The sequence below is a fragment of the Neisseria leonii genome (genome assembly GCF_028776105.2).
GTDB lineage: Bacteria > Pseudomonadota > Gammaproteobacteria > Burkholderiales > Neisseriaceae > Neisseria > Neisseria leonii.
Genome location: NZ_CP145606.1, coordinates 1,703,010 through 1,721,060 on the forward strand (window position 1 = coordinate 1,703,010; position 18,051 = coordinate 1,721,060).

Annotated in this window: 20 protein-coding genes; all 20 read left to right on the forward strand. The window is 60.0% G+C overall.

What is annotated here, in order from left to right:
* The first annotated feature begins 2 nt into the window (after positions 1 to 2).
* Positions 3 to 416: a hypothetical protein gene (locus ORY85_RS08135; RefSeq protein WP_274571671.1), complete on the forward strand. Its 414-nt coding sequence runs from the start codon at positions 3 to 5 to the stop codon at positions 414 to 416.
* Positions 417 to 470: 54 nt separating this feature from the next.
* Positions 471 to 1,466 (forward strand): BtrH N-terminal domain-containing protein, encoded by a 996-nt coding sequence (locus ORY85_RS08140; RefSeq protein ID WP_274571672.1) that lies wholly within the window; start codon positions 471 to 473, stop codon positions 1,464 to 1,466.
* Positions 1,467 to 1,470: 4 nt separating this feature from the next.
* The gene (locus ORY85_RS08145; protein ID WP_274571673.1) at positions 1,471 to 2,361 is read left to right on the forward strand and encodes an ABC transporter ATP-binding protein; all 891 of its coding nucleotides are present in this window, start codon (positions 1,471 to 1,473) and stop codon (positions 2,359 to 2,361) included.
* Positions 2,358 to 3,608 (forward strand): ABC transporter permease, encoded by a 1,251-nt coding sequence (locus tag ORY85_RS08150; protein ID WP_274571674.1) that lies wholly within the window; start codon positions 2,358 to 2,360, stop codon positions 3,606 to 3,608. The genes ORY85_RS08145 and ORY85_RS08150 overlap by 4 nt, the downstream gene beginning before the upstream one ends.
* 67 nt (positions 3,609 to 3,675) lie before the next feature.
* Entirely contained in the window at positions 3,676 to 3,966 is a 291-nt protein-coding gene (locus tag ORY85_RS08155; RefSeq protein WP_274571675.1) for an acyl carrier protein, read from the forward strand.
* Positions 3,963 to 4,988: a beta-ketoacyl synthase N-terminal-like domain-containing protein gene (locus ORY85_RS08160; protein ID WP_274571676.1), complete on the forward strand. Its 1,026-nt coding sequence runs from the start codon at positions 3,963 to 3,965 to the stop codon at positions 4,986 to 4,988. The genes ORY85_RS08155 and ORY85_RS08160 overlap by 4 nt, the downstream gene beginning before the upstream one ends.
* Entirely contained in the window at positions 4,970 to 5,632 is a 663-nt protein-coding gene (locus ORY85_RS08165) for a hypothetical protein (protein ID WP_274571677.1), read from the forward strand. Before ORY85_RS08160 ends, ORY85_RS08165 begins: the two co-directional genes overlap by 19 nt.
* Positions 5,633 to 5,646: 14 nt before the next feature.
* On the forward strand, positions 5,647 to 7,989 hold the full coding sequence (locus tag ORY85_RS08170; RefSeq protein ID WP_274571678.1) for an MMPL family transporter: 2,343 nt from the start codon (positions 5,647 to 5,649) through the stop codon (positions 7,987 to 7,989).
* Between the two features lie 99 nt (positions 7,990 to 8,088).
* Positions 8,089 to 9,333, forward strand: coding sequence for an NAD(P)/FAD-dependent oxidoreductase (locus ORY85_RS08175; RefSeq protein WP_274571679.1), 1,245 nt, complete (start codon positions 8,089 to 8,091; stop codon positions 9,331 to 9,333).
* 62 nt (positions 9,334 to 9,395) lie between these two features.
* On the forward strand, positions 9,396 to 9,878 hold the full coding sequence (locus tag ORY85_RS08180) for a hypothetical protein (RefSeq protein WP_274571680.1): 483 nt from the start codon (positions 9,396 to 9,398) through the stop codon (positions 9,876 to 9,878).
* A 2-nt stretch (positions 9,879 to 9,880) separates the two neighbouring features.
* Positions 9,881 to 11,110, forward strand: a complete 1,230-nt coding sequence (locus ORY85_RS08185) for a beta-ketoacyl-ACP synthase (RefSeq protein ID WP_274571681.1) — start codon at positions 9,881 to 9,883, stop codon at positions 11,108 to 11,110.
* The gene (locus ORY85_RS08190; RefSeq protein ID WP_274571682.1) at positions 11,110 to 11,622 is read left to right on the forward strand and encodes a thioester dehydrase; all 513 of its coding nucleotides are present in this window, start codon (positions 11,110 to 11,112) and stop codon (positions 11,620 to 11,622) included. The genes ORY85_RS08185 and ORY85_RS08190 overlap by 1 nt, the downstream gene beginning before the upstream one ends.
* 38 nt (positions 11,623 to 11,660) lie before the next feature.
* Positions 11,661 to 12,389: a 3-oxoacyl-ACP reductase FabG gene (gene fabG, locus ORY85_RS08195; protein ID WP_274571683.1), complete on the forward strand. Its 729-nt coding sequence runs from the start codon at positions 11,661 to 11,663 to the stop codon at positions 12,387 to 12,389.
* Complete coding sequence (locus ORY85_RS08200) at positions 12,383 to 13,615, forward strand: beta-ketoacyl-ACP synthase (RefSeq protein ID WP_274571684.1); 1,233 nt, start codon at positions 12,383 to 12,385, stop codon at positions 13,613 to 13,615. Before fabG ends, ORY85_RS08200 begins: the two co-directional genes overlap by 7 nt.
* A gap of 1 nt (position 13,616) precedes the next feature.
* Positions 13,617 to 14,264 (forward strand): 4'-phosphopantetheinyl transferase superfamily protein, encoded by a 648-nt coding sequence (locus ORY85_RS08205; protein ID WP_274571685.1) that lies wholly within the window; start codon positions 13,617 to 13,619, stop codon positions 14,262 to 14,264.
* A 279-nt stretch (positions 14,265 to 14,543) separates the two neighbouring features.
* The gene (locus tag ORY85_RS08210) at positions 14,544 to 15,074 is read left to right on the forward strand and encodes an inorganic diphosphatase (RefSeq protein ID WP_274571686.1); all 531 of its coding nucleotides are present in this window, start codon (positions 14,544 to 14,546) and stop codon (positions 15,072 to 15,074) included.
* Between the two features lie 212 nt (positions 15,075 to 15,286).
* Positions 15,287 to 15,553 carry an oxidative damage protection protein gene (locus ORY85_RS08215; protein ID WP_274571687.1) on the forward strand — a complete coding sequence of 89 codons (267 nt, stop codon included), beginning with the start codon at positions 15,287 to 15,289 and terminating at the stop codon, positions 15,551 to 15,553.
* Between the two features lie 371 nt (positions 15,554 to 15,924).
* The gene (locus ORY85_RS08220) at positions 15,925 to 16,122 is read left to right on the forward strand and encodes a hypothetical protein (RefSeq protein ID WP_274571755.1); all 198 of its coding nucleotides are present in this window, start codon (positions 15,925 to 15,927) and stop codon (positions 16,120 to 16,122) included.
* Between the two features lie 241 nt (positions 16,123 to 16,363).
* Positions 16,364 to 17,086, forward strand: coding sequence for a hypothetical protein (locus ORY85_RS08225; protein ID WP_274571688.1), 723 nt, complete (start codon positions 16,364 to 16,366; stop codon positions 17,084 to 17,086).
* Positions 17,087 to 17,164: 78 nt separating this feature from the next.
* Positions 17,165 to 17,998 carry a hypothetical protein gene (locus tag ORY85_RS08230; RefSeq protein WP_274571689.1) on the forward strand — a complete coding sequence of 278 codons (834 nt, stop codon included), beginning with the start codon at positions 17,165 to 17,167 and terminating at the stop codon, positions 17,996 to 17,998.
* Positions 17,999 to 18,051 lie beyond the last annotated feature (53 nt).

An 18,051-nucleotide genomic window follows, 5' to 3' on the forward strand; every position in this document is an offset into this window, starting at 1 on the left:
AAATGGAAGTGGACGATATTCCGCAGGACAACAGCAAATCCTACCACGGGCAGCGCAAAATCATTTATGCGACACGCGGCGGGCGTTACGAAGCGGCTGCCAGCAGCGGTTGGGACGAAGAGTCTTACGCGACAGAGATGGCGGTGGACGGGCTGGCCGAACAGGCGCGTGCAGCACGGGCGGCCGTCGCCGGCGGGGCGTATTCGCCGCTGTATTACCATATGCTGCGTTTCCGCCACGACACCGGCAGCCTGGCAGCGGCGGCCGGTGTATGGAAATGGCAGCTGCGCCGCCACCTGCGTCCCGCAGTATTTGCCCGACTGCCGGAAAAAACCTTGAAAAAATATGCAGATGCGCTGCAAATCAGTGTGGACGAACTCAAAACGTCCGATGCCGGTTTGCCCTTCGGCGGATAAGGCCGTCTGAAACGGCCGCCGCCTGCCGCCGGACGCTCCGATACCTGAAACCATATGAACGATTTTCCCCACCGGCACAGCGCCCATTGCGAAAGCGGCGTGATGTCCGCACTGCTGAACCGACACGGCCATGCCGTGAACGAAGCTCTGGTCTTCGGCCTCGCGCGCGGACTGTCTTTTGTGTATATGCCGCTGATCAAACTCGGCGGTATGCCGCTGGTGTCATACCGCACCGCGCCGCGCAGCATCATCAAAAACACCTGCAAAACACTCGGGTTGAAGCTCGATATGCAGACCTTTTCCGACGAATCGGCGGGGCAGGCGGCATTGGACCGCGCTTTGGCGCAGGGGCAGCTGGTCGGTTTGCAGACATCGGTGTTCTGGCTGCCTTATTTCCCGCCCGCCATGCGTTTCCATTTCAATGCACACAACCTGCTGGTGTACGCCAGAGAGGGCGGCGACTACCTCATCAGCGACCCGGTATTTGAAACCGTGCAGCGCTGTGCGACGGCGGATCTGCAGCGGGCGCGTTTTGCCAAAGGCGCGCTGGCGGCCAAGGGCATGATGTACACGCTGGCGGGCAACCGGCCGTCTGAAAGCGTTGCCGCCGAACTGCCTGCGCTGATCCGCACCGCCGTCCGCAAGAATGCCGCCCATATGCTCGCGCCGCTGTTTTTTGTGGGCGTGCGGGGGATGCGCACCGTGGCGGCGAAGATTGAGCAGCTGCCCCGACGGCAATCCGCCGCCTATCAGAAACAATTTCTCGGCCATCTGGTGCGTATGCAGGAAGAAATCGGTACGGGCGGGGCGGGCTTCCGCTATCTGTATGCCTATTTCCTCGAACAGGCCGCCGGATACTGCCGCGATCCGCGTTTTCAGACGGCCTCCGAAGACATGACCGCCATCGGCGACCAATGGCGGACTTTTGCCGCCATGTGCGTGAAACAGTGCAAAAAGCCGTCTGAAAACGGCTGTCAAGAGCTTGGTGCACGGTTGCGCGCCATTGCCGATCAGGAAGCCGCCCTGTGGCGGCGTTTGAAGGCCGTCTGAAACCATGATTGAAATCCAAGCTCTGAGCCACCGCTACCCCGCTGCCGCCGACGATGCGCTGCACGGCGTTTCGCTCGACATCGGCGCGGGCGAATGCTGGGGGCTGCTCGGCCCCAACGGTGCGGGCAAAACCACCCTGATGTCGCTGTTGGCCGGTTTGCAGGAAGTACAGCGCGGCCGGATTCTGTTCGACGGCTGCCCCATCGGCGGCCTGAGCCGCACGGCGCGGCAGAAAATCGGACTCGTGCCGCAGGATTTCGCGTTTTATCCGCAGCTGAGCGTGTGGGGCAACCTGCTGTTTTTCGCCGCACTGTATAAGATGCGCGACAAAGGCCGTCTGAACAGCCTGTTGGCGCAGGCCGGACTGACCGCTTACCGGCGCACCGCCGCCAAACACCTCTCCGGCGGCCTGAAACGCCGTCTGAATTTCGCCATCGGCCTGATTAATGCGCCGGAGCTGCTGTTTTTGGACGAAATCACCGTCGGCATCGATCCGCAGTCGCGCCGCTTTATTCTCGACAGCGTTCAGGCACTGACCGGGCAGGGCGTAACCGTGGTGTACACCTCGCACTACCTGCCCGAAATCGAACAGCTCTGCGGCAAAATCGCCCTGCTCAACCGGGGGCGTTTGGTTTACCGGGGCAGTTTGGACGGGCTGTTGGCCGGACAGGCGCAGCGTGTGCGCTTCATCACCGATCCCGTGCTGCCGCCCGAAGTGCTGGCGGATTTGCAGGCCGCTCCCGCAGACGGGCGCGGTATGATGGAGACCGCACGCGCGGCGGGCGAAGTGTATGCCTGTCTGCAAAACAGCGGTGCGCGTATCCGCTATTTCCAGCAGGGGCAGGCTTCGTTGGAGGCTTTCTATCTGGATTTTCTGCGCAGGGAGGCCGCATGATTGCCGCATCGCTGGTGAAGGAAATCAAACTGCTGGGGCGGGATCTGCACGGTTTGGCGGTGCTGTTTGTGATGCCCGTTGCCTTTATGCTGATTATGTCGCTGGCGTTGAGCCGCGATGCAGACCCGCAACACGGCAGCCGCATTGCGCTGGTGGGGGCGGAAGACAGTATCAATGCCGCATTTGCCGCCGCCCTGCGCCGGGAGCAGATGGAAATCAGCCTGATGCCGTCTGAACGATGGCGGGAGGCGCAGGCGGGCTTGCGCGAAAAACGTTATCAAATCGTACTGCACAATCCGAATGTACCGGACAGTGCGTTGGCCGACAGCCTGCCGCTGGCGGTGTATGTCCCGCCCGATACCGATCCCGCCTGGCTGGCGGCGGTAAAGGGCGTGCTGCGCCGCCACTATACCGAAACGCGGCTGAACGCCTATTTCGACGGCGGCAGCGGCCTGAGCATTGCCGACAGCCGTCTGCCTGCACGGGTGCGCGACGATATTCAGCAAAAAATCTATGCGGAAAATACCGCACAGTCCGAAGCCGTTGCCGCTTTTTTGCGGCAGACCGGGTTCCAGGAGCATTACCTGAGTGCGGCGGGCGGTGCGGTACCCAAACCCAATGCCGTGCAGCACAGCGTACCGGCCTGGCTGATTTTCGGCATGTTTTTCATCATGATTCCGCTGTCGAACGTGATGGCCTTGGAGCGGCAGACCAATACCATTACCCGCCTGCGGCTGGCGCGTGCCGGTGCGGCCGGGCTGGCGGCGGCCAAGCTGATACCGTATTTCCTGATTAACCAGCTCCAATTTGCCGGTATGCTGCTGATCGGCCGCTTCCTGCTGCCCGCCGTCGGCGTGCCGGCACTGGTGCTCAACGGCGGCTGGCTGCCGTATGCGGTGCTGTCTGCCGCCGTGAGTGCCGCCGCACTGGGCTACGCGCTTTTGGTCAGCGTGGCGGCGAAATCCACCGAACAGGCGGTTGTGCTGGGCGGCGGCGGCCTGATTCTGATGGCGGGCATCGGCGGGATTATGGTTCCCGCCCATGTGATGCCCGAATTCATGCAGCAGGCGGCCAGGCTCTCGCCGATGGCGTGGGGGCTGAAAGCCTTTCAGGAGCTGCTGCTCAACCGCAGCGGTTTGAGCGGTATCGTGCCTTATCTGCAATTATTGGCGGGTTTTGCCGCCGCCGCCCTGCTGCTGGCGGTGTGGCTGTACCGCAGGCAGCTGCAGACACAGGTACGGTTTTAAGCCGCAGATTCGGGGCCGTCTGAAACGGCAAAACGCAGATTCAGACGGCCTGATACAGGAAAACCCGATGTCTTATATGTTTACGCTTGCGCCGGGCGCATTGGAAGCCGAATTGAAAAAACTGATTTTGGAGACGGCGGATAAGGCCGATGAAATCGATGCGGCCGCTTGGGACGACGACGCGCCCCTGTTCGGCAGCGGCAGCCCCGTCGGCTTGGACTCGCTGGACGCACTTCAGATTGCCGTGGCCTTGCAGCAGCATTTCCGAGTGCGGCTCCACGGCGACCGCATGGTGAGACAGCACATGATGACGGTACGCGGTCTGGCCGCCTTTGTGCGCGCGGAGCACGGCGCATGACCTACCTTTGCGGCTGGGCGGCCACCAGCGCGCTCAATCCGCAGGGCGGCCGTGCGCCCGAACAGCCCGAAACCGTCGGCTTCACCTTTCTGAATCAGGCGTGTCGGGCCGGATACTACCGCGCGTTCGGCGAAACCGCCCTGAGCCGCCGCGCCGTGGCCGCGCTGGCCGTGCAGCACCTGAACCGTGCCGCCCGTGCGGCGGGGTGGCCGTCTGAAAGCTGGCATGATGCGGCGGTGTTTATCGGTTCCAGCTCTTATCTGATGTCGGCGTATGAAAACGGACAGACCGGCGGCGGGGACGGCGGGCACAGCCTGCTGCATCTGGCCCGCGACTTGCAGGCACACAGCGGCAATGCCCGCATTTTCAGCATGGCCACCGCCTGCACCTCTTCCGCCCACGCCCTGATTCAGGCGCACAACCATCTGGCCGCCGCCGCAAACCGGCGCGTCTTCGTGCTGGGTTTTGAAAACTTCAACCGCCTGACCCTGCTCCATTTTCACAGCCTGAACCTGTTGGCCGGACATTACCGGCCCTTCGGTTCAGACGGCCTGATTTTGGGCGAGGGCATGGCGGCACTGGCCCTGTCGGCCGAAAAACCGGCTGGTTCCGCCCTGCGTCTGGCAGCCTGCGCCGCCAATACCGGCAGCAGTCCGGTGCAGAGCGACAGTGGCGCGCAGGAAGCGTTGATGCGGCAGGTTTTGGCTGCCGCTGAGACCGATACCGTTTGTGCCGTCAAAACCCACGGTGTCGGTACGGCCGACAGTGATACGGCCGAGAGGCAGGCCCTGCACCGCATATTCGGCACGCTGCCGCCCCTGCTGGCGTACAAACCGCAAACCGGCCACACGCTCGGTGCGGCCGCCGCGCTGGAAACCGTCCTGCTGGCCGAAACGCTGCAACGGGGCGGAGGCAGAGACCACACGGGGCGGCACAGGCGGTTTTCAGACGGCCTGTATTTGAGCAACCATTTCGGCTTCGGCGGCAGCAACACGGCGGCGGTATGGCAATGGACACGGTAAACCGCAGCATCATCATCACTGCCGCTGCCCGTTTCGGTGCCGATTTGGCGGCGGACGGCAAAGCACTCAAACAGGCTTTGCACCGGCAAAGCGGCCTCGATGCCCGCCGCCTCAGTGGCCTGAGTCTGACAGCTGCCCTCTGCTGCCTGCAACTGCGGCAGACGGCCGGGCCTGTCGGAGACTGTGCGGTTTACGCGGCCGCACCGTTTGCGTCGCCGCCGCTGTTCGACAAAATGGCCGACAATGTATTGAACTGCGGTACGGCCATGCCGCTGGATTTTATTGCCAACCTGCACAACGCACCGGCATTTTATGCCGCACAGGTACTCGGCAGCCGCGGTGCCTCGCTGCTGCTGGCGGCCGACAACCGTCCCGAATCGTGGCCGCAAATCCTGTATCTGGCTGCCGACAGTCTGTCTGCGGAAGGCCGGATTGCGGTGGGCTGGTGTTACGAACCGCCTGCCGGCGGCGGCCGCTCCGACAGCATATGGCTGCTGCTGGAAGAGGCCGCAACGGCCGGGCAGCCGGGCTTTTCCGCCGCCTGCGGCTGTCCGGCCGCCGTACCGGATACGGGCGGCTACTGGCAGGGTGTGGCCGACTGGCTGCACGGCCTGCCGATTGCTGTACCGCGTCCTTCCCGCTGAAAAAAGGAAATACCATGACCGCCGCCCGCCGCCTGTATACGGTTTTGATGGTTTTGCTGTTGGCATTTGTGGTTTACAGCACCACGGCCGCATCAGCATGGCTGCAAACCGATTTTTCCGCCCTGCTGCCGCAGGAGGCGCGCCCCGACGTGCTGTTGCAGGCGGCAGACAATGCGGTGGCGGAACAGGCCGACGGGCAGGTCGTGCTGCTGGCGGGCAGTACCGATGCGGAACAGGCTTTTCAGACGGCCGCCGATATTGCCGGACTGTGGCGGCAAAGCAGGGTGTTTTCCGCCGTAGACAGCACGTTTGCCCCTGACTTGGCGGCAGCGGGGGAGGAAGTCCGCCGCTTGGGTCTGGCCGTATTGCCGCCGCAGCAGCGGCAGATGCTGTTCGAGGAACCGGAGCGTTATTTCCGGGAGCGCGCCGAAGCGGCGGTCAATCCGTTCGCCGCACCTTCCGCGCTGCCGCTGTCGCAGGACTGGCTGGGTTTCGGCCGTTTTGTGTCCGACCGCGCCCGGCCGCAGAGCCGTTTGCGCTGGCATACCGACAACGGAATGTTGTTCAGTGAAGACGGGGCGGGCAAAACGTGGGTTTGGCTGCGCGGACGGCTGCCGGCGGGCGGCAGTCATGCCGGCCTGCCGCCGCTGTTGCAGCAGAGCCGGGCGTTGGCCGCCCGCAGCGGCGTGGCGGTTCTGGCGGCGGGCGGCGCGGTGTTTGCCGCCGAATCGAAAGCGGCCGCCGAGCGTGAAAGCAGGCTGATGGGGACGGCGGGGCTGCTGTTTACGTTTGCGCTGCTGCTGTGGATATTCCGCAGTGCGCGGGTGTTTTGGCTGGCATTGCCGCTGACGGCGGGGCTGCTGGCCGGACTGGCGGCGGTTCTGCTGGTGTTCGGCAGCGTGCATATTCTGACGATTGTGATCGGTACCAGCCTGGCCGGTATGCTGGTCGATTTTCCGCTGCACTGGCTGGCTCCCTCTATATTCGGCACGGCCGCGCGCCGTGATGCGCATTCAGACGGCCTGAATTGGCAGCCCGTATCCGCCATGCGGCAGGTGCTGCCCGCTTTTGCCGTCAGCCTGCTGATTACGGCGGCGGGGTATGCGTTTTTATGGTTGACGCCCCTGCCGGTTTTGCGACAGACGGCGGTATTTTCGGGTTTCGCGCTGCTGGGCGCGTTTGGGGCGACGGTATGGTGGCTGCCGCCGCTGTTTGCCCGCTACCGTCCGGCCGGTGTGCCGTTTGCCCGGTGGTCGGCGCGGCTGTACGGTGCGGCCTTACGTCTGCAAAACCGTCTGGGCCGCACGGGCTGGCGGGTGGCCGACGCACTCTTTTTGCTGGGCGGGTTGTGGCGCAGCGACTGGCATGACGACATCCGCCAGTGGGTGAATCTGCCGCAGCCGCTGTTGGCGGAGGCGCAGCAGGCCGGAGCGTTGGCCGGTTTCGATTTCGGCGGCCGTTATCTGGTGGTGGAAGCCGGCAGTGAAGATGCGCTGCTGCGGAAAAATGCCGAAGTCGGCCGGGCGCTGCACATACCGGCGGTACAGCAGAAACTGGCCGGTATTCAGTCGTTGGACCAATGGCTGATGCCGGTTTCCGAACAGCAGAAACTGCAAAACCGCCTGCGCGAACTGGCCAAACTGCCGGAAAGCTGGCAGCCGCTGCGCGATCTCGGCGTACCCGGCCAGACGGTGCGTCAGGCTTTGAACAGTGCCGCCGCCGCACCGGCCGTTACGCTTTCAGACGGCCTTAAACCCGCTTTGGCCGAGGCATGGCGGCCGCTGTATCTGGGCGAGCCCGAACCCGGCCGTTTTGCTTCGGTTATCCGTCTGAACGGTGTGAGCGACGCGGCTGTCGTTCAGACGGCCGTCAAGGGGATGGACGGGGTATACTGGGCCGACAAGCGCAGCCGTTTGAACAGCCTGTTCCGCGAAACCCGCAATCAGGCAGCGTGGCTGAAACTGGCTTCTTACGGCCTGGCACTCTTGCTGCTGTGGCGGCTGTTCGGCATCAGGCGCGGCAGTATGGTGCTGGCCGTACCGCTGACCGCAGCCGTTGCGACGGTGGCCGTATTGGGGTGGGCGGGCATTCCCGTCAGCCTGTTTGCCATGTTCGGCCTGCTGCTGGTGTCAGCCGTCGGTACCGATTATGCCGTGTACGCCGCCGCATCGGGGCACAGCATTCCCGCCCGTTTCGGCGGCCTGCTGCCTGCCGCGCTGACCACCGGTTTCGCGTTCGCACTGCTCGGCCTGAGCAGCACTCCCGCTGTCGCCGCTTTCGGCATCACCGTTGCGGCGGGTACGCTGATTAACCTGTGGCTGGCCGTTTGGCTGCTGAACAGAAGCGGTTCGGCATGACACGTCCGGCGAGCATGCGGCCAAACGGATTCTGCCGCAGTAAGGCGGGCGGCGTTTGCCGGTATTGTGATTCCAACCAACCTGATGTGAAGAAATACTATGTCTTGTTTGCATTCGTTCGATGTGGCCGTTATCGGTGCGGGGCCGGCCGGTTCGGTGGCCGCCGCGCTGCTCAACCGGAAAGGTTTCCGGGTGTGCGTGCTGGAACAGCAGCATTTTCCGCGTTTCGTCATCGGCGAGAGCCTGCTGCCGCACTGTATGGAAATGATCGAAGAAGCGGGTTTTTTGGCTGCGGTACAGGCCGAACCGTCTTTCCAGCTGAAAAACGGCGCGGCGTTCACGTGGGGCAGCCGCTATACTTATTTTGATTTCACCGATAAGTTTTCAGACGGCCCCGGTACCACTTTTCAGGTACGCCGTGCCGTTTTCGACAAGATTCTGATAGACGAGGCGGCCAGACAGGGTGTCGAGGTGCGTTTCGGCCACAGCGTGACCGCGTTTGAAGACAGCGGAGACGGGGCGGTACTGGGCGTGGAAACGGACGGCGGCAGTACGTACCGCCTGCATGCCCGCTTTGTATTGGATGCCAGCGGTTACGGCCGTGTCCTGCCGCGCCTGCTGGATTTGGAAACCCCGTCCGACCTGCCGCCGCGTATCGCCCATTTCACCCATATCCGGGACAATATTACCAGCCCGAAATTCGACCGCGATAAAATCCTGATTACGACACACCCGCAGCACCGCGATGTGTGGCTGTGGACGATTCCGTTCGGCGACAACCATTGTTCCATCGGCGTGGTCGGTACGCCCGACAAACTGGCGGGCGATGCCGAAACCGTGCTGAAAAAAACCGCATCGGAATGTCCGATGCTGGCCGAGGTGCTGGCGGATGCGGTGTGGGAGAACGATATTCCGTTCCGCAGCATCGGCGGCTATTCGGCCAATGTGAAAACCCTGTACGGCCGGCATTTTGCCCTGCTGGGCAATGCTTCCGAATTTCTCGACCCGGTGTTTTCTTCGGGCGTTACCATTGCCATGCATTCGGCCAAACTGGCGGCCGGCCTGCTGGCCCGGCAGCTCAGCGGCGGCGCGGCCGACTGGCAGGCCGAGTTTGCCGTGCCGCTGATGCGGGGGGTGGATACGTTCCGCACTTATGTAACGGGCTGGTATGATACCCGTTTCCAAGATGTGATTTACGCGCCCGGCCGCAGTCCCGACATCAGCCGCATGATTTCGTCGATTCTGGCGGGTTATGCGTGGGATACGGCCAACCCGTTTGTGGAAAAACACGCGCAGCGTCTGGCCGCGCTGGCGGCTCTGGTGGGCAGGCAGCAGCCGGCCTGACCGCCGCCGTATTTCAGACGGCCTGCCAAGCCGCACAGGCCGTCTGAAAAAAAGGATGATTGATGGGAAAACAACTGTTGCCTGCCGCCCTGTGCCTGCTGGCGGCCTGTGCCGTTCTGCCGCAGAAGCGGGAAGTGCCGCCGCTGGCGCGCAGCGGCTGGTTCCAACTGACGCAGTACCGTGGGGCAGAAACGGCCGTGCAGAGCCTGTTGGCGGTGGAACCGGGTGCGGAGGGCGTGCGTTTTGTACAGACCGATGCTTTGGGCGTGCCGCAGACACGGCAGATTTTCGGGCGGCGGGGCTGGCGCAACGACGGTTTTGTGATGCCCGATGCCGGGGCGCGCCGCCTGTTTACTGCACTGCTGCCGCTGCTGGCGGCCGACGGTGCGGCCGTTTTTCCCCAGTGGCGGCGGCAGGCGGACGGTGCGGCTGCCTGCTATTACGACGGAGCCGTGCTGTTATGGTGCAGCCGGCCGGCCGACGGCGGCTGGCGGATTGATGCGGGGGACGGAGTCGGATGGCTGGTCCGCCCCTTGGAGGAATGAGGTTGGAACGTCAGAATGTTTATTTGTCCGCGCCTGCATTGGTCAGCGCATTGGGCGACGGTGCGGCGCAGCACGCGGCGGCACTGTTCGACTGCCCGCCTGCACAGAGCCCGCTGGCGGTTTCCGGTCAGTGGGTGGCGGGGAAACCGTATTTTTTCGGTGCCGTAGGCGGGGCGTTGCGGGCGTTTCCGCCGTCGCTTGACGCATCGTTCCACAGCCGGAACAACCGCCTGCTGTGGCACGCGCTGGCACAAATCGAGCCGCAGATTGAAACGGTCAGGGAGCGGTTCGGCAGCCACCGTGTCGCGGTTGTGATGGGCACTTCGACCAGCGGTGCCGATGAAAATGCCGACTTGTTCCGCCATGCTGCCGCAGGCGGCGCATGGCACGGGAAGCCGTTCCACTACCGCCAGCAGCTGATGGCCGCGCCGGCGGAGTTTGTGGCGGAGGTGTATGGTTTGAGCGGCCTGCGCTATACCGTATCCACGGCCTGCACGTCCGGTGCGCGCGCCCTGATCAGTGCCGCCCGCCTGCTGCGTGCGGGATTGTGCGATGCGGTGGTGTGCGGCGGGGCGGATACGCTGTCTTATCTGACGATTAACGGTTTTGCCGCACTCGAAGTGTTGTCGCCCGACTTGGCGCGGCCGTTTGACCGCCGCCGCAACGGCATCAATATCGGCGAAGCGGCCGCAGCGTTTGTGATGACGCGCGAGGCCCTGTTTTCAGACGGCCTGCCGCTGCTGGGGTGCGGTGCGAGCAGTGATGCCTACCATATGTCTTCGCCGCACCCGGAAGGCGAGGGGGCGGCCGCCGCATTTGAAGCGGCATTGGCCGGTGCGGGTTTGGCGGCCGGTGCTGTCGGCTGGATTAATCTGCACGGTACCGGAACGCTGCAAAACGATGCCATGGAAAGTCTGGCCGTCCACCGCGTTTTCGGCAGCGGGGTCTGCTGCACGTCCACCAAGCCGCTGACCGGACACACATTGGGCGCGGCCGGTGCATTGGAGGCTGCCTTGTTGTGGCTGGCGGTCAGCCGCCGCTTCAATCCGCAAGGCCGTCTGCCGCCGCAGTTCGGTACTGTCGATTACGATGCGGCACTGCCGCCTGTCCGGCTGACCGACGGGGACAGCCGTTGGCCGGACGGCCGCCGTATCGGTGCGAGTGCCTCGTTTGCCTTCGGCGGCAGCAATGCGGTGTTGGTCATCGGCGAAAACGCGGACGGAGGACAGTGATGACAGAGTGCAACAAGAAGCCGGTCTGCCCCATCGAAACGGTGGCACCGCTGCTGCCGCACAGCGGCCGCATGGTACTGCTGGACAGAATTACGGCTTACGGCGATGACTTTCTGGAAGCGGAGGCCGAAATCCGGCCGGACCATATCCTGTTGGAACAGGGGGTTCTGCCCTGCCTGTCGGGCGCGGAAATTATGGCGCAGGGCATTGCGGCGCTGGCGGGCTGCCGGGCCGTCAATGCGGGGGAACCCGTACGCCTGGGTTTTTTGCTGGGCAGCCGGAAACTCAATGTTTTTGCCGACGTGCTGCCGGTGGGCAGCCGTCTGAAAATCGAAGTGCGCGCTTCCACGCAGGACGGCAGCGGTTTCGGCGTGTTCGACTGCCGCCTGCTGTGCGTTTCTGTTCCGCCGTCGTGGACGGGCAGGCTGCCGCCGGACGGCGTGGTGTTGGCGGCCGCGCTGAATGTTTACAGCCCGAAGGCAGATTCAGACGGCCTGTCCGGCGGGCAGTGAGCGGACGGAAGCCGGAACAGTCAGAAAAAAGGAAAATTATGCAGAAAACGGTTTTGATTACCGGATCGAGCCGGGGCATCGGCAAGGCGGTGGCATTGGATTTGGCCGCCGCAGGCTACGATATTGCGGTTCATTGCCGCAGCCGCCGTGAAGAGGCGGAGGCCGTGGCCGCTGCCGTGCGCAGTATGGGGCGTGCCGCACGGGTGCTGCAATTCGATATTGCCGACAGGGAAGCCTGCCGCCGCGTACTGACGGCCGATATGGACGCTTACGGCGCGTATTACGGAGTGGTGCTGAATGCGGGGCTGACCCGCGACAATGCTTTCCCTGCTTTTGAAGACGACGATTGGGATCAGGTCATCCGTACCAATCTGGACGGATTTTACAATGTGCTGCACCCTGTTGTGATGCCGATGATCCGCCGCCGCCAAAGCGGGCGGATTGTGTGCATGGCATCGGTGTCCGGGCTGACCGGCAACCGCGGGCAGGTCAATTACAGCGCGTCCAAGGCCGGTGTCATCGGTGCGGCCAAAGCACTGGCGGTCGAGCTGGCCAAGCGCAAGATTACCGTCAACTGCGTCGCCCCCGGACTGATTGACACCGATATTGTCGATGAACATGTGCCGGTGGAAGAAATCCTGAAAGCCGTGCCGGTGCAGCGTATGGGGCGGCCGGAAGAAGTGGCGCATGCGGTACGCTTTCTGATGGACGAGCGGGCCGCCTACATCACGCGGCAGGTGATTGCGGTAAACGGAGGTTTGTGTTGAGACGGGTCGTCATAACGGGAGTCGGAGCCGTGAGCGCGTTCGGCCGCAGCTGGGCAGACATTCAGGCCTGCTTCCGGCGGGGGCGGAATGCCGTGCAGTATATGGATTGGGCGGATCGGTTTCCCGATCTGGAAGCGCGGCTGGGCGCGCCCGTTGCCGGTTACCGGCCGCCCGAACATTGGACGCGCAAACAGCTGCGCAGCATGGGGCGCGGCGCACAGATGACGGTCGATGCGGCCGAGCAGGCGTTGGCCGATGCCGGACTGCTGGGCGACGGGCGGATTCGGGACGGCCGCATGGGCGTGGCGGCGGGGTCATCGACCGGCAGCACCAAAGATGTCGGCACGCTGGGCGATTTGGTGCTGCACGGCAATACGCGCAATTTCAATGCCAACACCTATGTGCGCATGATGCCGCATACGGTGGCGGCCAATATCGGTATTTTTTTCGGCCTGACCGGCCGCATCATTCCGACTTCCAGTGCCTGCTCTTCCGGCAGTCAGGGCATCGGCTATGCTTATGAAGCCGTGAAATACGGTTTGATAGACAGTATGCTGGCCGGCGGCGGCGAAGAGTTCTGCCCGTCCGAAGTGTATGTGTTCGACAGTCTGTATGCGGCCAGCCGCCGCAATGCAGAACCGCAGCATACGCCCCGCCCTTACGATGTGCGGCGCGACGGCTTGGTCATCGGCGAGGGCGCGTGTATGCTGGTGCTGGAATCATTGGAACACGCACAGGCGCGAGGTGCGGACATTTATGCGGAGATTGTCGGCTACGGTGCCAACAGCGACGGCAGCCACATTACCCAGCCGCAGCAGCACACCATGCGCCGCTGTATGGAACTGGCTTTGGAAGATGCCGGACTGCGCCCCGATCAGATCGGCTATGTGAACGGACACGGTACGGCCACCGAAAAAGGCGATATTGCCGAAACGCAGGCAACAGCGGATTTGTTCGGCTTTGTACCGATGAGTTCGCAGAAAAGCTATCTGGGGCATACGCTGGGCGCCTGCGGTGCGCTGGAATCCTGGTTTTCGGTCGAAATGATGCGCAGCGGCTGGTTTGCTCCCACGCTCAATTTGGACGAACCCGATCCGCGCTGCGGCGGAGTCGATTATATCTGCGGCGAAGGCCGTCATCTGACCGCCGATTATGTGATGAACAATAATTTCGCATTCGGCGGTGTCAATACCTCTCTGATTTTCAAACGCTGGACGGGGGTATAGTTTGGACGGTGCGGCGATCGCGGGCGGCGGGGCGGAACATAAGGGCGCGGTATGCCGGCTGGCCGGTCCTGATTGGGCGGTACATTATGATGCGGCACGGTTGCGGCCGCAGGACCGTGCCAGGCTGCTGCGTGCGCCGCAGCTGGCCGGGCGTGCCGACTGGCGGGTCAGCCGTGCCTTGCTCGACGGGGCGGACAACCCCGCTTCCCTGTCGCACAGTTGCGGCTATGCCGCTGTTTTGGACGCGCCTTTTTCAGGCGGCATCGATATTGAATACCGCCGCCCGCGCGACTTTGCCGCTTTGCTCGAATGGGTAGGGAGTGAGTGGGAGCGGGATTGGTGGCGGCAGAGCCGTCGGCCCGCGCATGATTTTTACCGCTTGTGGACGGTAAAGGAAGCATTGCTCAAAGCTGTGGGCGGTGAATTTCCGGCCGATATGCCCGAGGTCGGAATCGGTACGGGGGCGGACGGGGGCATTCATTTGCGCGCGCCGTCCGGCCGGTGGCACGGGGCAACGGCCGAGATCGGGATATGCAGCGTCAGTGCTGTGTGGGCGGCAGACGGGCAGCCGCCCGTGTGGCGGCGGTTCGGCAGTCTGGCCGCCCTGCCTTGCCGTCTGACCGAATATCGGGCACCGCAGGCCGTCTGAATATCGAATACAGCGGCAAAGCAGGTTGCGTTTTAGCTCCGCAGAAATTTGCTGTGCTTGTTTGCGCCCCGCAGAAAACGCATTTTGTTCGTTTTAGTTCCGCAAAAAAACACTTTATTCGTTTAGCTCTGCGAAAACGCAGGACTTCGTTTTTGCTTTGCAGAAAACTCACAAGGTTCGTTTTTGCTTCGCAGAAACGGTGCTGCGCACCGTTTTCAGACGGCCTTTTTTGTTATAATCGCCGCTGTTTATCCCTTTTGTTCAACAAGGAATCTTCCGATGGCAGACTTCAACCAAATTCTCGATGCCGGCGATGTGGACGGCGGCATCATCAATGTCGTAATCGAAATCCCCGCCGGTTCCAACCACAAAATCGAATGGGACCGCAAACTGGGCGCCATGAAGCTCGACCGCGTCGAACCGCTGATTTTCGCCAAACCCACCAACTACGGCTTTATCCCGCAAACGCTCGATGAAGACGGCGACGAATTGGACGCGCTGGTTATCACCGATACCCCGCTGCCCACCGGCATTTACATGGAAGGCCGGGTGATCGGCGTGATGAAATTTGTCGATGACGGCGAAGTGGACGACAAAATCGTCGTCGTACCGGCCGATGACCGCAATAACGGCAATGCCTACAACAGCTTGGACGATCTGCCGCCGCAGCTCATCAAGCAGATTGAATTCCACTTCAACCACTACAAAGCCCTGAAAAAACCGGGTTCCACCAAAGTGGAACACTGGGGCGGCATTGAAGAGGCCAAAGCCGTAATCCGCGAATCGCAGGCGCGCTGGAAAGCGCAGTAATTCAAGCAGCAGACAGGCCGTTTCAGACGGCCTTTTTGCTGTGTGCCGCAATACGGCGGATCCGCTTGACGGCGGCCGAAACGGGATACTGTCGGCGGTTCAGATAATGCAGAATGCGCCTGCCGACAGACCGTTTTACCGCCGTCGGCTTCATTCGCCCGCCACTTTCCTTTACAATGCAGCCGTCAATCCACCGCATAAAAGGAATCGTCATGACCCGTATGGTTCACTGTATCAAGCTGGGCAAGGAAGCCCCCGGCATGAAATTCGCCCCGCTGCCCAATGCGTTGGGCAAACGGATTTTCGACAATGTGTCGCAGGAAGCGTGGGACGCGTGGACGCGCCACCAAACCATGCTGATCAACGAAAACCGCCTGAGCCTGGCCGATCCGCGCGCGCGCGAGTATCTGGCGCAGCAGATGGAAAACTACTTTTTCGGCGACGGTGCCGATCAGGTTCAGGGCTACACCCCCGCTTAACCGCTGCCCGCCTTGCTCCGCCGTTTGGCGCATATCCGGATATCTTCGACCGTATGCACCGAACGGCGGTTTTTTGCTGCACGGAGGCCGTCTGAATCCGATGGTGCCGCCAACCGACAGCTGCGTAGGTCGGATACTTGTATCCGACATTTCAGACATTTCAGTTGCCTATCCGTGTCGGATACAAGTATCCGACCTACGGGCTTCGTTCAAGCTCCGCAGAAACTCACTATTGTCGTTTTTGCTCCGCCGCAGCGGTGCTGCGCACCGTTTTAGCTCCGCAGAAACCCGCTTCGCTCGTTTTCAGACGGCCTCGGGTACGGTGGGCTATAATCGGCTTTTTTGTGACAACGAGCAACAGGGGGCAGACGGTGTGGCATATCGTGGTAATCGGCTATATTTTTGTTACGCTGATGTTTTCGCTGGCACAGCCGGGGTTGGCCAGAATGCTGATTTATCTGGTGTTTCTCACGGTTCTGCCGACGCTGTTTCTGTTTTGGGCGGCATTCATCCGCGCGCGCAACCGCCGGTTGAAGCGGCAGTATGACGACCGCCCGTCCGGCGGTTAGCGGCTTGCCGTTGGTACAGAATTCCTTGTGGTGGGCGGGGTTTGCCGGTATGGCCTGGCGGGGGCGGGTGGCGCAGTATCAAAATCTGCATATTGGTAAAAGGCTTATGACTGATAAAATCATTTAAAAAATGGCTGATTTTAAATTGAATCCTGAGTCCTAAACTTGTCACATTCGTGTCATTTACCCTCGCTAGACTGAGCGAATATGAATTGTCATATTGGGTAGGTGGAAGATTAGTATGAAAATACTGTCAATTCTTTTTGCTCATTTGGTTGTGCGAGTATGGCCGGTTGTTTTTCTTCTTGATGGTTTAATTACCTTTTTTGTTTGGCGATATACAAAGGAAAGTCCACTTCTTGTATCTGTTTGTATACTCATACCTATTTCGATATTTGCTTTCTCTATCCGGAGGCTATGCCGGAAAACCATCGTGCGATATGGCGAACGTGCAAATGCCATTATGGAAACAGTTTCTGAGGTTACCAATCCCCTGATCCGTGCGGAGAATGACCGAACCTTCCGTTATGTGTTTTCATTTGTTGATGCATCTGGACAAAGACATACCAAATTTTTTCTGAAGTCTGGCGATAGCCCAACGGCTGTTGAAGAGGATGGAGTGCCCACTTATCCTAAAGAAAAGTTTGTCCGTTATCCCAAACTCGGTGAAAAGTTTGAAGTCTTATACTTAAAGGGATTAGAAAAACACCCAATAATCTTAAATACAGGTAATAGTGAATTTGTTCGCCATATCCAAGAGGAACATCGGCAAAATATTATCCGGCAATTAAGCGAGCGTGTGAGTAACACGAAAATCCTTGCAGATGCGGATCCCCATAATCCGGAACGGCAAAGGCTTTATCAGCAGGCGCAACAGGATTTATACAATTACCAGCAATTTGGCACTGAGCCTATGCTTGTAGAGTCATTTTCAAGAGGGTTGGTATTTAAATCAAATCCATAGTCCTAAACCTGTCACAATCATGCCATTTACTTTCGCTAGACTGAGCCGCCAAGCTGAGCCAAGTTAAGGAGTAATTTTTTGCTGAATATAAAACTTTTTCTATTAAGAACGTATTATTTTTATTTTATATTTGCGTTGGTTTGTACATTAATGCTGGTGTTTCTGCCGCCGTTGTTTCTTCCAGAGTTATTTGTATCTAAATTTGTATCTAATCTGGTATCTTATGTCAGCATTAGTCTTGAAAAGCATAAAGCTGTCTATGATTTTTTCGGTATAAAGTCTGTCCGTGACTTTTTTAGAGCGTTTGAAATTATTCTTTTTGCACTGAATTTACTGGCAATATTCATTTCCTTTGGTCTTTATAATTTTCGGGTTCGCCGAAGTAACCAGCTGATTTACAAACGTGGTGTGCTTGGTAAAGGAAAAATTACCAAAATCCTCAAAGGTCTTAGTAGTGAGGATACCGCATCATATCAATTCCACTATGTGATTTTGCAGGCAGACGGCAAACCGTATCATTCCTTTTTTCGGGTGGTTGAAGGATATACTCTTGATACCCAAAGGGGTAATTTAACGTATCCGACCAGACAGTTTGTCCGTTATCCAAATGTTGGTGAAGAATTTGAGGTGAAATATATTCCGGCTAATCCTAAGTATTTTGTGATTTTAAATACGGGAGACAGTGAATTTGCCCGTCATATCCGAGTGGAATATCAAAGAGAATTTATTCAGCAACTGGAATCCCGCATCAGTCGTACCAAATATCTCTTAGATGCCGACCCCCACAATCCGGAACGACAAAAAATTTATCAACAAGCACAACAGGATTTAAATAATTATCAACAATTTGGTACAGAGCCTATGCTCACAGAATCCCCGACAGGAGAAATTGTATTTAAATTGAACCCATAGTCCTAAACCTGTCACAGTCATGTCATTTCCCCTCGCTAGACTTCCTGACTATG

Excerpts from the sequence above, each read along its gene's own strand:
- ORY85_RS08135 (WP_274571671.1), top strand. The coding sequence starts at position 3 with ATGGAAGTGGACGATATTCCGCAGGACAACAGCAAATCCTACCACGGG.
- ORY85_RS08140 (WP_274571672.1), top strand. The coding sequence starts at position 471 with ATGAACGATTTTCCCCACCGGCACAGCGCCCATTGCGAAAGCGGCGTG.
- ORY85_RS08145 (WP_274571673.1), top strand. The coding sequence starts at position 1,471 with ATGATTGAAATCCAAGCTCTGAGCCACCGCTACCCCGCTGCCGCCGAC.
- ORY85_RS08150 (WP_274571674.1), top strand. The coding sequence starts at position 2,358 with ATGATTGCCGCATCGCTGGTGAAGGAAATCAAACTGCTGGGGCGGGAT.
- ORY85_RS08155 (WP_274571675.1), top strand. The coding sequence starts at position 3,676 with ATGTCTTATATGTTTACGCTTGCGCCGGGCGCATTGGAAGCCGAATTG.
- ORY85_RS08160 (WP_274571676.1), top strand. The coding sequence starts at position 3,963 with ATGACCTACCTTTGCGGCTGGGCGGCCACCAGCGCGCTCAATCCGCAG.
- ORY85_RS08165 (WP_274571677.1), top strand. The coding sequence starts at position 4,970 with ATGGCAATGGACACGGTAAACCGCAGCATCATCATCACTGCCGCTGCC.
- ORY85_RS08170 (WP_274571678.1), top strand. The coding sequence starts at position 5,647 with ATGACCGCCGCCCGCCGCCTGTATACGGTTTTGATGGTTTTGCTGTTG.
- ORY85_RS08175 (WP_274571679.1), top strand. The coding sequence starts at position 8,089 with ATGTCTTGTTTGCATTCGTTCGATGTGGCCGTTATCGGTGCGGGGCCG.
- ORY85_RS08180 (WP_274571680.1), top strand. The coding sequence starts at position 9,396 with ATGGGAAAACAACTGTTGCCTGCCGCCCTGTGCCTGCTGGCGGCCTGT.
- ORY85_RS08190 (WP_274571682.1), top strand. The coding sequence starts at position 11,110 with ATGACAGAGTGCAACAAGAAGCCGGTCTGCCCCATCGAAACGGTGGCA.
- fabG (WP_274571683.1), top strand. The coding sequence starts at position 11,661 with ATGCAGAAAACGGTTTTGATTACCGGATCGAGCCGGGGCATCGGCAAG.
- ORY85_RS08210 (WP_274571686.1), top strand. The coding sequence starts at position 14,544 with ATGGCAGACTTCAACCAAATTCTCGATGCCGGCGATGTGGACGGCGGC.
- ORY85_RS08215 (WP_274571687.1), top strand. The coding sequence starts at position 15,287 with ATGACCCGTATGGTTCACTGTATCAAGCTGGGCAAGGAAGCCCCCGGC.
- ORY85_RS08225 (WP_274571688.1), top strand. The coding sequence starts at position 16,364 with ATGAAAATACTGTCAATTCTTTTTGCTCATTTGGTTGTGCGAGTATGG.